General features: G+C 31.4%; 12 protein-coding genes. 5 read left to right on the forward strand and 7 right to left on the reverse strand.

Annotated elements, in window-relative coordinates:
• Positions 1-38 precede the first annotated feature (38 nt).
• The 4 genes from dnaA to RMAG_RS00030 all read left to right on the forward strand — a co-directional run bounded on the left by dnaA (position 39) and on the right by RMAG_RS00030 (position 6,272).
• Positions 39-1,331 (forward strand): chromosomal replication initiator protein DnaA, encoded by a 1,293-nt coding sequence (gene dnaA, locus RMAG_RS00015; RefSeq protein ID WP_011737431.1) that lies wholly within the window; start codon positions 39-41, stop codon positions 1,329-1,331.
• 211 nt (positions 1,332-1,542) lie between these two features.
• Positions 1,543-2,646, forward strand: coding sequence for a DNA polymerase III subunit beta (dnaN, locus tag RMAG_RS00020; protein ID WP_011737432.1), 1,104 nt, complete (start codon positions 1,543-1,545; stop codon positions 2,644-2,646).
• A 299-nt stretch (positions 2,647-2,945) separates the two neighbouring features.
• On the forward strand, positions 2,946-5,354 hold the full coding sequence (gene gyrB, locus RMAG_RS00025; protein ID WP_011737433.1) for a DNA topoisomerase (ATP-hydrolyzing) subunit B: 2,409 nt from the start codon (positions 2,946-2,948) through the stop codon (positions 5,352-5,354).
• 30 nt (positions 5,355-5,384) lie between these two features.
• On the forward strand, positions 5,385-6,272 hold the full coding sequence (locus RMAG_RS00030) for a phosphoribulokinase (RefSeq protein ID WP_011737434.1): 888 nt from the start codon (positions 5,385-5,387) through the stop codon (positions 6,270-6,272).
• Positions 6,273-6,903: 631 nt separating this feature from the next.
• On the opposite strand, the gene leuS is transcribed toward RMAG_RS00030, so the two are convergent.
• Together leuS and RMAG_RS00040 are read right to left on the reverse strand one after the other, a co-directional pair.
• A complete protein-coding gene (leuS, locus tag RMAG_RS00035) occupies positions 6,904-9,354 on the reverse strand; it encodes a leucine--tRNA ligase (RefSeq protein WP_011737435.1) in 2,451 nt (816 codons plus the stop codon).
• Positions 9,355-9,386: 32 nt separating this feature from the next.
• Positions 9,387-10,325: a dihydroorotate dehydrogenase gene (locus RMAG_RS00040; protein WP_011737436.1), complete on the reverse strand. Its 939-nt coding sequence runs from the start codon at positions 10,323-10,325 to the stop codon at positions 9,387-9,389.
• A 39-nt stretch (positions 10,326-10,364) separates the two neighbouring features.
• Here RMAG_RS00040 and bioD point away from each other — a divergent pair, with 39 nt between their 5' ends.
• Positions 10,365-11,006 (forward strand): dethiobiotin synthase, encoded by a 642-nt coding sequence (gene bioD / locus RMAG_RS00045; protein WP_011737437.1) that lies wholly within the window; start codon positions 10,365-10,367, stop codon positions 11,004-11,006.
• Between the two features lie 282 nt (positions 11,007-11,288).
• Here bioD and RMAG_RS00050 read toward each other — a convergent pair whose 3' ends face one another.
• The 5 genes from RMAG_RS00050 to RMAG_RS00070 form a co-directional block, all read right to left on the reverse strand.
• A complete protein-coding gene (locus RMAG_RS00050) occupies positions 11,289-11,918 on the reverse strand; it encodes a glutathione S-transferase N-terminal domain-containing protein (protein ID WP_011737438.1) in 630 nt (209 codons plus the stop codon).
• 78 nt (positions 11,919-11,996) lie between these two features.
• A complete protein-coding gene (locus RMAG_RS00055; protein WP_011737439.1) occupies positions 11,997-12,860 on the reverse strand; it encodes a cytochrome c1 in 864 nt (287 codons plus the stop codon).
• A 3-nt stretch (positions 12,861-12,863) separates the two neighbouring features.
• The gene (locus tag RMAG_RS00060; protein ID WP_011737440.1) at positions 12,864-14,087 is read right to left on the reverse strand and encodes a cytochrome b; all 1,224 of its coding nucleotides are present in this window, start codon (positions 14,085-14,087) and stop codon (positions 12,864-12,866) included.
• 13 nt (positions 14,088-14,100) lie between these two features.
• On the reverse strand, positions 14,101-14,697 hold the full coding sequence (gene petA, locus RMAG_RS00065) for a ubiquinol-cytochrome c reductase iron-sulfur subunit (protein ID WP_011737441.1): 597 nt from the start codon (positions 14,695-14,697) through the stop codon (positions 14,101-14,103).
• Between the two features lie 104 nt (positions 14,698-14,801).
• Complete coding sequence (locus RMAG_RS00070) at positions 14,802-15,107, reverse strand: hypothetical protein (RefSeq protein WP_011737442.1); 306 nt, start codon at positions 15,105-15,107, stop codon at positions 14,802-14,804.
• Positions 15,108-15,126 lie beyond the last annotated feature (19 nt).

Genomic DNA, 15,126 nt, shown 5'->3' on the forward strand with positions numbered 1-15,126 from the left:
TGCTTTAGTATATCATTACTTATTTTAATTTAGCTTTTATGTCACAAACTTGGTCACAATGTTTAAACACTCTTAGAGACAGTATTCCCCTTTCTCAATATAGTGTATGGATACAACCCTTAAAAGCACTTGAAAACAACAACACCTTATCTTTATTAGCACCCAATTCACAAGTTCTTAATTACATTAATAAACACCTAAAAGCTCAAATCAAAAATGCGGTTGCACAACACAACAAAAATTTAAAAATTTTTATAAGTATTGCATCTAATCAAAATACCCAACAGCATATCACTCCTTTATTTGAAGACTATACATTTGATAATTTAATACTGGGCAATGCCAATCAAATGGCCTATGGCGCAACTAAACAAATTGCTGAAAATATAAAAACCTCGCCCTATAATCCTTTTATTATCTATGGAGGCTCAGGACTTGGAAAAACACACTTAATGCAAGCCGCTGGACATTTATCAAAAGAAAAAAATCAAAATATTAAAGTGATTTACGTACCCTTGATGGATTTTGTTAGAAATATTACCTCTAGCCTGAGGCACAATACTATTGAAAATATTAAAACTTTTTATCAGTCTGCTGATTTATTATTGGTTGATGATATTCATTTAATTGCAGGAAAGGAAAAATCTCAAGAAGAGTTTTTTCATATTTTTAATTTCCTATTTAATGGTAAAAAGCAAATTATTTTTACCTGCGATCAATCGCCTAAAAACATAAAATCACTAGAAAATCGTTTAAAAACTCGATTTTCACAAGGTTTAAACCTACATTTAACTCCCCCAGAATTAGAGATGCGTGCTGCTATTTTGCTTAAAAAATCACAAAATAAAAGAATTAACATCAACTTAACAGAAGACACTGCTTTATTTATTGCTACTCATATTGCTTCTAATGTTAGAGACCTTGAAGGGGCTCTTCTTAAACTCAAAGCTTTTGTTGATTTTTCAAAAATAAATCATGATTTTATTTCTAAAGAGATTGTCGAAACAGCCTTAGGTGATTTAATCAAACCCCAAATTAAAAACATTGATATTAATGATATACAAAAAGAGGTGGCTAAACATTATGCTTTAACCATCTCTGATTTAAGTTCAAAATCTCGTAAACAACACATGGTACTTGCCAGACAAATGGCAATATTCATTTGCCATGAATTAAGTTCTTTATCACTAAGTAAAATTGGAAAACATTTTGGAAATCGAGATCATTCCACCGTTTTACATGCAATTAAAAAAATCAAAGAAAAACACCTAGAAAACATTGAAATAAAAAATGATTACGAGTTAATAAAATTAAAACTAGCTAACTTATAAACATATATACAACCAACTTATCTAACTAACTATGAACAACACTAATAACTTAAACACTTTACAAAATTTATACACATATCCACATTTTTTTACATAAAATACTTAAATTTTATCAATAGATTAAAACTTTATTTTTAAAAGAAAAATAACCATTATCAACATAAAATAACTACACTAATAATAATAATAACTTTCTAAAAAGGATTTTTTGATGAACATACAACTCACCGTTAAAGAACTACTTACCCCATTGCAAATAGTTATTAGTGTAGTTGAAAAAAAACAAAAATTACCTATTCTTTCTCATGTCCTTATCCAACTTAAAGATAATTTACTAACTTTAACTACAACCGACATGGAAATTGAAATAAGAGCCTCTCAAATTATAAAAAACCAAGAAGAAATTTCTTTTACTATTTATGCAAAAGACCTAATTGATATTATAAAAAAATTATCAGAAGATATAATCATTGAATTTATCATTGAAAGTTCTAAAATTTACATCAAAGTTAATAAAAATTCATTTGAACTCAACACATCCAATCATCAAGATTTTCCGTCATTACCAAAAATAAAAAACAGCGATATTATTAAAATAAAACGACATGTTTTAAAAGATTTAATTGAAAATACTAGTTTTTCAATGGGTAGCCAAGATATTAGAACTTACTTAAATGGTTTATATCTCGAAATTGACAAAAATAGCATTGTTGTTGTTGCAACTGATGGTCATCGACTTTCTATTGGAAAAGTAAAACAAACCCATAACTTATCCAATAAAAAATCAGTCATTTTACCAAGAAAAGCAGTGTTCGAATTAACCAAACTACTTAACAAAAATGGATATAAAGAAATTGACATTCATTTATCAGATAATTATTTTTATCTTATTAGTAATAACACGACTATTATTAGTCGATTAATTGATGGCAATTTTCCTAACTATTTACAAGTACTTCCAACAAATTTTAACAATATTATCATTATTAACCGCCTAGCTTTTCTAAACTCATTACAACAAGCCTCAATTTTTGTTGAAGAACGAACTAAAGGAGTTAAATTAGTATTTAAAAACTCTAAATTACATATTTTTTCACATTCTGAAAGAGGACAAGCAAAAACGCAAATTAATATTAAAAATTTTGATAAAGAAATTGAAATTGCATTTAATATTAATTACTTAATTTCAATTTTAGAAAAATTACACACCAATGAAATTAATATGATAGTTCCGGATGGAAAAAGCCAATCCTGCTTATTAAGTAGTATGAATGATGATATTTACCAATATGTTGTCATGCCTATGCGTATTTAATATTTGAATTATGATTGAAAAAACTAATGAATTAGTACACGAAAAACAAAATACCATATCTTTTTATATAAATTATTTTATTTAATTAAAATCAGATTAAACCAAAAAGTTTATACATTATATTATCCAAATTTTTAAATTAAAGCCATCATAAAAACAGTTTTAAATTTTTATTTAATTTAAAAGAAATATTTTGATAATATACTACTTTGTCCATGTTAAACATAACAGTATAAACCATAAGCAAACAGGATCTATCTGTTTGCATGGTATAATTATTTTATTTATTTACAGCGCTTATGTCGGAAAAACAATCACAAGAATATCAAGCTTCTAGTATTAAAATTTTAAAAGGATTGGATGCAGTTCGAAAACGTCCTGGCATGTACATTGGTGATACAGATGATGGTACTGGATTGCATCACATGATATTTGAAGTTGTTGATAATGCTATTGATGAAGCTTTAGCTGGATTTTGTTCAAAAATTAATATTACTCTTCACGAAGATCTATCAATTTCTGTTAACGATAATGGTCGTGGTATTCCTGTTGATATTCATCCTAAAGAGGGAATATCTGCAGCAGAAGTAATTATGACTATGCTCCATGCAGGAGGTAAATTTGATGACAACTCTTATAAAATATCAGGTGGATTACATGGCGTGGGTATATCTGTTGTTAATGCACTGAGTGAATGGGTTGAATTAACTGTGTACCGTAATGGTAAAATTTATTTTCAACATTATAATATTGGTGTACCTAATGAACCTATAAAAGTAATTGGAAAATCAGACAAAACAGGTACAACCATTCACTTTAAACCCAATGTTGATATTTTTTCAATTACTGAATTTAAATATGATATTTTAGTAAATCGTATTCGTGAATTATCTTTCTTAAACTTAGGTGTTCATATTCAAGTTAAAGAATTATCAACAGGAAAGAAAGATTTTTTTAAATATAAAGGTGGTATTAAAGAATTTGTAAGATATCTTAACAAAGCAAAAAATCCAATTTTTAATAATATTATTACAATCAATGCACAACGTGATGATATTGAAATTAATGTAGCATTACAATGGTCTGATTCTTATCAAGAAAATATTTATTGTTTTACAAACAACATTCCACAAAAATATGGGGGTGGTCACTTGGCTGGTTTTAGAGGTGCATTAACCAGAACATTTAATAATTATATTAATAATTCCAGCATTGCTAAAAAAGAAAAAATTTCAATTACAGGTGAAGATACTCGTGAAGGCTTAACAGCGATTATTAGTATTAAAATACCTAATCCAAAATTTTCATCACAAACCAAAGATAAATTAGTATCAAGTGAAGTTAGAGCACCTGTTGAATCAGCACTGAATGAAAAATTAAGTGACTATTTATTAGAAAATCCAATAGAAGCAAAAATTATTATTAGAAAAATTTTAGACGCTTCACATGCGCGTAATGCAGCTCGAAAAGCAAGAGAAATAATCCGTCGTAAAGGTATGCTCAATATCGCTGATTTACCTGGAAAATTAAGCGATTGCCAAACAAAAGATCCTACTAAAAGTGAAATTTTTTTAGTTGAGGGTGATTCTGCAGGTGGCTCTGCTAAACAAGGCCGTGATCGGCATACACAAGCTATTTTACCTTTAAAGGGAAAAATATTAAATGTTGAGAAAGTTCGCTTTGAAAAAATATTATCTTCAATAGAAGTGGGCACTTTAATTACTGCACTAGGTTGTGGTATCGGAAAAGAAGAGTACGATATTACTAAGTTGCGTTATCATAAAATTGTAATTATGACAGATGCGGATGTAGATGGTGCACATATTCGCACTCTATTATTAACCTTTTTCTATCGTTATTTACCAGAATTAATTGAAAATGGATATTTGTATATTGCACAACCACCTTTATACAAAATCAAAAAAGGTAAGCAAGAATGCTATTTAAAGGATAATCAAGAATTAAATGATTATTTATTACAAGAAGCAATTAATGATGCATATTTCTTTTTATCAAAAGAAACGCCTGCTATTTCAGGCATGGCATTAGAATCTTTAGTAAAAGAATATTACAAAATAAATACCATTATTGATAAATTGTATAAACGTTATAATTTAGCTCTACTCAAAGTAATTGCAAGTTCAACACCTATTGATGATTTAACCAATCAAAAAAATATGAACACTTGGTGTGCAAATTTAACTGAAAAATTAAACAAAGATATAACGCCAGCACAAAAACATATAGTTACTTTTAATGCTATTTCTAATGAAGTTGAGCATACATTATGCGTGTATGGAGTTAATACTGAACATAAAACACTAAATGCAGCATTCTTCAGTTCTCTTGATTATCAGGCCATTAAAGATTTTTCTAAAAAAATTGAAAGTATGATTACTCAAGAATCTTATATTGAAAAGAAAAATAAACAAGTCAAAGTTGATCGTTTTAGTCATGTAGTTGATTTTTTGATTAAAGATGCTAAAAAAGGTCAAAGTTTCCAAAGATACAAAGGTTTAGGTGAAATGAATCCTGAACAACTTTGGGAAACTACCATGGATCCTGAACAAAGAACCCTACTTAAAGTTAAAATTGAAGATTCTATTGTTGCTAATGAAGTTTTCTCAACCCTAATGGGTGATAAAGTCGAACCTAGAAGAAACTTTATTGAGAACAATGCCTTGTTAGTTGATAACTTATATTTTTAAAAAAAATAAAATACAAATAAGGAGACAAATATGTCAAAAAAACACCCAGTTATTGTAGTAATAGGCTCATCAGGTGCTGGAACAACCTTTATTAAACGTGCCTTTGAGCATATTTTTAGAAAAGAAAGTATCAATCCTTTGATTCTAGAGGGGGATAGTTTTCACAAATATGATCGAACCTCAATGAAGGAAAATGTTAAAAAACAAGAAGATTTAGGTAATAATTTCTTTTCTCATTTTGGTCCAGATGCTAATTTATTTGAAAAAATAGAACAAACTTTCAAAGATTATGGAAAAACAGGTAAATGTGACCGTCGTTATTATTTACACTCTGAAGAAGAAGCTGTCGAATACAACCAACGTTTAAGTACCTATTTAAGCCCTGGAGAGTTTACCCCCTGGAAAAAAGTAGATGATACTACGGATTTATTATTTTATGAAGGTTTACATGGTGCAGTAGTTACAGATGATATAGATATGGCACAACATGGTGACTTAAAAATTGGCGTTGTTCCCAGTGTGAATCTTGAATGGATTCAGAAAATTCATCGTGATAATGCAGAAAGGGGCTATTCAGAAGAAGAAATAGTTGATACCATTTTACGTAGAATGCCAGACTATATTAACTATATAACACCACAATTCTCTCAGACAGATATTAATTTTCAACGTGTTGCAACGGTAGATACGTCCAATCCTTTTATTGCTAGAGACATTCCAACACCAGATGAAAGTTTTGTGGTGATTCGCTTTAATGATTTAAACAAAACACCAGTTGATTTTGTATACTTATGTAGTATGATTAACAACTCATTTATGTCCAGACGCAATACTATCGTTGTTCCAGGTGGAAAAATGAGCATAGCAATGGAAATTATTCTTTATCCGATTATCAAAAAAATGATTAAAAATAAGTAAATTTTTCTTTTAAGCAGATACAAACAACATGAATCCATTTGAAACTAAATTTTAGTGATACTTTTAGAAAAATATCTTACTGTTAATATTTATTTCAAACTTCATTATAAATTAATTTTTCCTTATATTTTTTAGATCTGCTTAGACACACAATACTTTAAAAAAGTTCTATATAATATAGCTAGGTTTTTATAAAAGAGACACTCAGTGCTTATTATCCATAACTATCTATATTTATCAAGGTGCAACAATTAAGTAAATTTTGAGTGCGCAGATTCAAGTTTTTCTGGAACTTTAGTGATAATTTTTTCACATTTTTAACGCCATTTATGATTATAAATTTAGCTTTGTTCTTGCTAATATTATGTCAGATTGAATTTTTCTTTCTATTACTACACTATTTCTCTTAAAAGCAGAATTATAAGCGTTATAACAGTCAATATAAGTGAATAAATATTCAATGATGTTTATAGTTGTGGATAAAAAGAACTTGTTCAATATTACAATTTTCTACAGAAAGAAAAACCATATTAAAACCTTAGTCACGAACTTTCTTACAACTGAGAATTTAAACATAAAACACTTCTACTTTTTAAAGTAAGTCCTTGTTTTATATGTATTCAATAAAGACTTATTTAACAACAATATTAACTAATTTATTAGGCACGATAATCACTTTAACGATAATTTTACCTTTAGTAAATTTGGTAATATTCTCATTTGCCAATGTTTGTGCTTCAATTTGTGCATTATCTACATCAGTACTGAACATTAATTTAGTACGTAATTTTCCATTGACTTGAACAATGATTTGCATTTTATCTTGAACTAGTGCTGATTTATCAACATTTGGCCATGGTTCATTGATAATTGCTTTTATATTGCCTAATTTTTTCCATAAATAATGGCAAAGATGAGGTGCAATTGGACTTAAAGTTTTAAGTAGAATGTGGATAGATTCTTGACGGATCGCCATAGAAGTTTTGCTGGTATCATTAAATTTTGATAAGGTGTTACACAGTTTCATGAGTGCGGCAATAACGGTATTAAATAAATATCTACGGCTCATATTATCGGTAATTTTACTAAGTGTTTGATGGGTTTTTAGGCGTATGTCCTTTTGAGCTTTGTCAAAATTATTCAAAGTACCAATAGCATGACTTTTATGATCTTGGATAAAATCCATAATCAAGCGGTAAACCTTATTAATAAATCGATGTACACCTTCTAAGCCTGAATCACTCCATTCTAGGTTTTGGGTTGGTGGTGCGGCAAATAAGATGAATAAGCGCACTGTATCAGCACCATATTTTTCAATCATTTGTGCAGGATCAACAGTATTACCCTTGGATTTACTCATTTTAGCACCATCTTTGAGCACCATCCCCTGGGTGAGTAAATTTTTAAAAGGTTCGTCATTTTTAATAAAACCTTCATCACGCAATAATTTATTAAAAAATCGAGCATATAGTAAGTGTAAAATAGCGTGCTCAATGCCACCAATATACTGATCTACACCACCATTTGCTAGCCAATAATTAGCACGCTTATCTAACATTTTATCGTTATTATCTTTGCAAGTGTAGCGGGCAAAATACCAAGATGATTCAAAGAAAGTATCTAAAGTATCAGTTTCTTGTTGTGCCATCTTGCCACATTTTGGGCAAGTAGTTTGATAAAATTCTGGCATTTTTTTGATGAGCGAGCCAACACTATCAAAACTCATTACCTCAGGTAAGACAACTGGTAAGTCAGCTTCAGGCACTACCACTATTCCACAATTTTGGCAGTTAATAATGGGGATTGGACAGCCCCAATAACGTTGACGTGATATACCCCAGTCCTGTAGGCGGTAGTTTGTTTTTTTCCTACCTAAATTTTTATCTGTTAAGGTCTTAGCAATTTCGTTAAAGGCTTGGTCAAAATTCAAGCCGTTAAATTCACCTGAATTAAACAATACACCTTTATCTGTCATAGCATTTTTATCAATACTTATATTTTCATTAATAACTTTTTTTATGGCAATACCATATTTTTTTGCAAATTCATAATCCCTTTTATCGTGTGCAGGAACACTCATAACTGCACCCGTACCGTAGCCAATTAAAACAAAATTAGCAATCCAAATAGGCACATCATCGCTTGTAATTGGATGTATACATTTTACTCCTAAGTCAATACCTTTTTTATCTATGGTTTTCATTGTTTCTTTGGTGATTTGTATGGTTTTGCATTCGTCAATAAAAGCTTGAACTTGTGGATTATTTTTGCCAGCCTCAAGCGCAATAGGATGTTCACTAGAGATAACTAGGTAGGTAACACCCATGAGTGTGTCTGGACGAGTGGTGTAAACTTTAATCGAATCGGCATTATGTCTAGGAAAGTCAACCTCTAGGCCAACAGATTTACCAATCCAATTTTTTTGCATAGTTTTAACCGCATCTGGCCAACCATCGAGTTTATCTAAACCATAAATTAATTCATCGGCATAATTTGTGATACGCATAAACCATTGTGAGATTTTTTTTTTCTCAATCAGTGCATTAGAACGCCATCCACGCCCATCAATCACTTGTTCATTTGCTAATACGGTTTGATCAACAGGGTCCCAATTAACAATAGCATTTTTCTTATACACCAAGTCTTTTTCAAATAATTTAATGAATAACCATTGTTCCCAGCGATAATATTTTTGGTGACAAGTAGCAATTTCTCGTGACCAATCATAGCCAAAACCTAGTTTACTTAACTGATCTCTCATATAATCTATATTTTCATAAGTCCATTTGGCTGGAGAAACTTTATTCTCTAATGCAGCATTTTCAGCCGGTAGACCAAACCCATCCCAGCCAATCGGTTGCATGACATTTTTGCCTTGCATTTTTTGATAGCGAGAAATAACATCGCCAATACTATAATTACGCACATGACCCATGTGCAAGCTCCCAGATGGGTATGGAAACATACTCAAGCAGTAATATTTTTCCTTTGAAGTGTCTTCACTAACTTCAAAAGATTTATTTTCTTGCCAATATTTTTGCGCTTGCGCCTCAATTTTTTGAGCGTTATATTCTGAGTTCATAAGGTATTTTTGTTCATATTAGGATCACAGACTTATATGGATGAATTGAGCTCTAATATACCAACTAAATCACCAATATTGTTTAAGTTATTTTCGTTTAAATATTCACTAATACCATCATTGATTTTATGACACACTAATGGATCATAAAACAGTGCTGTACCTATGCCAATAGTTGCTGCACCTGCGATGATAAATTCTATTGCATCGTTAGCAGTGGTAATGCCACCTTGACCAATTATGGGCACATTGTAATGTTTACTAACTTGATAAACTTGATGTACTTTTAACAGAGCGATTGGTTTAATAGCAGGGCCAGATAAACCACCTTGATTATTACCAATGATTGGTTTTTTGGTTTTAGTATCAATACTCATACCCATAAGTGTGTTAATCACTGCTAAAGCATCAGTACCTGCATCAATACAACGTTGAGCGTTTAAAGCAATATCAGTTTGGTTGGGTGATAATTTAGTGATAATTGGCTTTGAGGTATTTTTCCGACAAATATCAACAACTCGATAAGAGATATCTGGGTCATTACCAAATGTTACGCCGCCTTCTCTAACATTTGGACAAGAGATGTTAATTTCAATTGCGTCAATATTTGTGTTATCAAAGCGTTTAGTAATTTCGCCATATTCCTCAATGGATGAACCAGAAATATTAATAATAAAATGTGTTTCAGTTTTATCTAAATTCGGTATAATATCGTTAATCACCACATCCGTACCTGGATTTTGCAAACCAATAGCGTTTATCATACCACTAGGCGTTTCACATACTCTATGAGGGATATTGCCAAGTCTTGGCTCTAGAGTTGTACTTTTAAGACATATAGCACCTACATCGGTATTAGAAAATCCATCAATTCGTGTATACTCTTCACCAAAGCCAACACAGCCTGATAAAAGGACAATGGGTGAGTTTAATGAAAGTCCGCAGAACAGGGTTTTTAAGTTATTTAGCATGGGTGGTATTATACATTTTTGCTGTTAAAATTATTATTCATGAAAGGATTATTCATTAGTGGTAGTGGTACCAATGTTGGTAAAACATTTGTTGCCCAATATTTAATTAGATTATTGTCAAACACTCTTAAGGTTAGTGCTAGAAAGCCAGTTGAAAGTGATTGTGAAAATAAGAATGGGCGGCTAATTCCAAAGGATGCCTTGTTATTATCCAAGGCTTGTAATATTAATGAGCCAATTGACAAGGTGTGCCGATATAAGTTAGAATCGTGTAGTAGTGCGCAAATGGCAAGCCAAGACTCGGGATTAAAACTTACTTTAGATGATTTAGTTGATGCTTGTATGTCAGATGAATTTGTTATTGTTGAAGGGACGGGTGGATTACTTTCTCCAATAGCGAGACAAGCATTAAACAGTGATTTAATTCAAGCACTTGATATGCCAGTAGTGCTAGTGATTAAAGATGAGTTAGGTGCAGTTAATCAAGCGTTACTTAGCATTAACTCTGCGCAGAGTTGCGGGCTTAGTATAAGCATGTTGGTGTTGAATCAGATTCAACCTAATTTTTTGAAAAATGCACAAGCAATCAAGCAACATACGGATATTGATATCAATGTGTTTAATCAAAATCATTTAGCGTCATTTGAAAGAAAAGTTAAAAAAATCCTATTAGTGATTTAATCAAACAGTTTTAAGTTTGGTTTCAATTTAAAAAAATATACCTTCGTCATTTTTTACCTGTATAAATGATAGCAATCGCATTGATAGGCATAAAGTGTTAACTTATTTTTTAGAAAATATTACTTTAAAGCTAAGATTATAATTATTATAGGTTATAGATTGTGTTTCTAGTAATATTTAGAATAATCTGGTTGTGTTAAAATTTCTTTAACACAACCAGTAAAAAATAGGTGATGGAGTTGCGTGATAAGCTTTAAGTAGAACACAATACAGACATGTTTTTTAGTTGTATTCTCTTTCACAATCGGTTAGACTTATTTTGAAGCTTTCTCTAGAAAAAAGTCTATTTGCATAATTTGTAACGGCTTTTCCTGGTGTGCCTAGCACAATATCAAGTTTTTTTAAACGCCATAATAAAGCGCCTAGACAAGCATCAACAATAGTCATATTGTCACTCTTAAAGAAGGCTTTATAAGCAAATAAAGGCACCAATTCAATTAGATTATTTTTTAGAATTTTACGTGCTTTGTTGGCGTCTTTTTTGATGCCTAATTCAATGTTGTTTACCAATTCAAACAAACAACCAGGTGCTCTGGTAAATCTAAAGATAAGCAATCTTTTCTCTGATTTTTCAATAGGGTCCACAGGTAGTAATGGTGGGAACGGAAAACGTTCATCAAGATATTCCATCACCACTGAAAGGTCGTATAAAACAATACCTCTATCAAACAAAGTAGGCAATGATTGATATGGATTAAGCTCTAGAATTTCTTCAGGAATTTCTTCAAGCTTTAAATTTAATACCCCTCTTTCAATATTTTTTTCAGCCATGATGAAGCGTACTGCATGAGACTGTATATCTTGTGGTGAAGAATAAAGCGTTGTTGAAGATGGATTAGGTTTTGTTAACATAATAATTATTATTAAAAAATAATAATAACAGTGTTTTTTAAGACGCTGTTATAGAGTGAACTTTACTTGTATTAGAAATTAATTTTTAGTACGCCATTTGCCGTACTTAATATCTTTCCAATATTCTTTTTTCATTAAATAGGAGAAAATGAACAAGATAAACAAAAAGCCCAATACTTTAATACCAAGGTCAAATCGTACTAGTTTAGCTGGCTCACCAACATAGTCTAGAAAATTGCTAATATCTCTGATATCTTGTTCAAATTCTTTGCTAGATTTGTTTTGTTTCAATTGCCATAGAACATCTGGCATGGAGGCGTTTTCTAGTATATGGTTGTTTACACCAAACACACGTGAATCGTCTTTATAAAATCCACGTAAATAGGAATATATCCAATCTACGTCTTTTGAACGTGACACTAAAGACAAGTCTGGATTACTGCCAAACCATTGTTTTGCATTAGAAATAGACATGGCTGAAGTAATTAGTGAACCCACTTTTTCGTTGGTAAATATTAGATTTTTTTCAACCTCTTTATCAGTGGCTTTCATTAAGTTTTCTTCAATTTCTTCTTTAGAAATTTTTTTTAAAAAACTTTTAGCTTGGTCGGGGCTAGTAATTTCACTATCAAGTGCTCTTGAAAGAGCCACAAAATCATCATGTTTTAGTGATTGATTATTTAACACAGCTATTTTTGCTTTCTCATAAGCAGCAATGACATCATCTAAGAATAAGTCCTTTCCAATACGATTGTAGCGCATAAATTGGATTGAATGACAACCAGAGCAGTAATTCATAAATAACTTTACACCTCTTTGTAACGATTTTTTATCATTTATGTCAGTATTAGCATGATCTAAATGAACTTCAGTTGATGCTAAGACATTAAAATAGAAGGTTATAATCGATATTATAAGTATTACATGTAATTGTTTTTTCATCATTTACTCCGTTACTCTTGTTGGCACTATTTTTGTTTTTCCAATGGAGGTAAACCAAGGCATTAAGATAAAGAATCCAAAATAAGTGACTGTAAATATTCTTGCTAATAGTGCATTAATTGGTGTTACTGGCTGCATGCCTAAGTAACCAAGTATGACAAAACTGATAACAAAAATTCCTAGAGCGACTTTATAAGGCCATGAGCGATAACGGATTGATTTCACGCTAGATTTATCCAACCACGGAAGTGCAATTAAAATTAATAATGCTGAAAACATGCCAACAACACCTGGGAATTGTGAACTAAACATAGGCGGAATGGCTCTTAATACTGAGTAAAAAGGTGTCAAGTACCAAAGTGGTGCAATATGACTAGGTGTTTTAAGTGGGTTTGCTTCAACAAAATTAGCATTTTCTAAAAAATAGCCATTCATTGCTGGGGCGAAAAATACAACAGCTGAGAAAATCATTAAAAATACTATCACGCCAACAATATCTTTAACACTGTAATATGGATGAAATGGAATGCCATCTTTAGGAATGCCATCTTTGTTTTTATTTTTCTTGATTTCTATCCCGTCTGGATTATTTGAGCCCACTGTGTGTAATGCCACAATGTGCAAAAACACCAAAATAACTAAAATTAACGGTAAAGTAATCACGTGTAATGAAAAGAATCGATTTAAAACAGGGTCGCCAACTGCATAGTCACCTAAGATAAAGGTTAGAATGTCTGGGCCAAATACGGGCACAGAGCCAAATAGTGAGATAATCACTTGTGCGCCCCAATATGACATTTGTCCCCATGGTAATACGTAGCCCATAAAGGCTTCTGCCATTAATGCAATATATAGTACCATACCTAAAATCCAAATCAATTCACGCGGGGCTTTGTATGAGCCATAAAGTAAACCACGATACATGTGCAAATAAATAACAATAAAAAAAGCAGAGGCGCCTGTTGAGTGTAGATAGCGAATGAGCCAACCCCAGTTAACATCACGCATAATGTATTCAACTGAAGCAAAGGCATGTATTGCATCAGGTTTAAAGTGCATAGTTAAAAAAATGCCTGTTACAATCTGCATGACCAATACTAACATAGCCAATGAACCAAAAAAATACCAAAAATTAAAATTTCTAGGAGTGTAATATTCTGCTAAATGCTCGTTCCAAACTTTGGTTAGTGGGAATCTTTGATTAATCCAGTTTTTATTGTTATTCATCCTATTCTCCTGATTATGCTTTTGGGTTAATGCCAATTCTAATGAGAGAATCTGCGACAAAATAATAAGGTGGAATAACCAAATTTGTTGGTGCTGGAACGCCAGCATAAACTCTACCTGCTAAGTCAAACTTAGAGCCATGGCAGGGACAGTAAAAACCACCTTTCCATGTATCTCCACCAAGATCGGCAGAGCCTAGTTTAGGTCGATAGGTTGGCGAACAGCCTAAATGGGTACAAACACCAACAATAACGGCAATATTAGGATTAATTGAGCGATAAATATTTTTAGCGTATTCTGGTTGTTGAGAGAGTTTATTACTGTCAGGGTCGGTTAAGATACTATTCAACGTACTTAAATTTTCAATGGTTGTTTTATCACGTTTAAAAATCCAAACGGGCTTTTTTCGCCATAGAACCCTAACTAATTGTCCATTATCCAACTTACTAATATCAACATCAACTGGTGCGCCAGCAGCTTTTTCTCTTGCTGAAGGCATCCATGATGATAAAAATGGCACCAACACAAAACCAACACCTACTGCACCAATTACGCTTGTAGCGCCCGTTAAAAAACGTCTTTTTTTTAAGTCTATCTCTTGTTTTGACATAGGGTTACAATCCTTTATTTTGAAAAATCGAAATAAAATCTAATTTTAGACCCAAATCATTATAATGTATATCAGCTTTATATAATAGATAATTGTTATGAGAGCTATTTGTTGATATTAATTTTGATTTCTACGTGTGTTATAGACACAAGCGCTGGTATTTGTATCAAAAGTTCTAGCAATGTCACTAATTGCTTTTGAGCTCTAAAGGCAATGGCTTGGTTATGAGTTATTAATGTTGCTGTGTTATCCCTAATTAAACATAATTCAAGTGGTTTTAATGTATCTTGTAAAAGCTTAGCCAACTCAATGTTGATTTGATTATAGGTCTTTGCTTGGGCAAATAGTTGCCCAAGTTGGCCACTAGGCATAAAACTTGCAAGATTTGTTAGGGCTTTATACTGACACATTTGTATATCTATGAGAAAA

This window comes from Candidatus Ruthia magnifica str. Cm (Calyptogena magnifica) (assembly GCF_000015105.1).
GTDB classification, from domain to species: domain Bacteria; phylum Pseudomonadota; class Gammaproteobacteria; order PS1; family Pseudothioglobaceae; genus Ruthia; species Ruthia magnifica.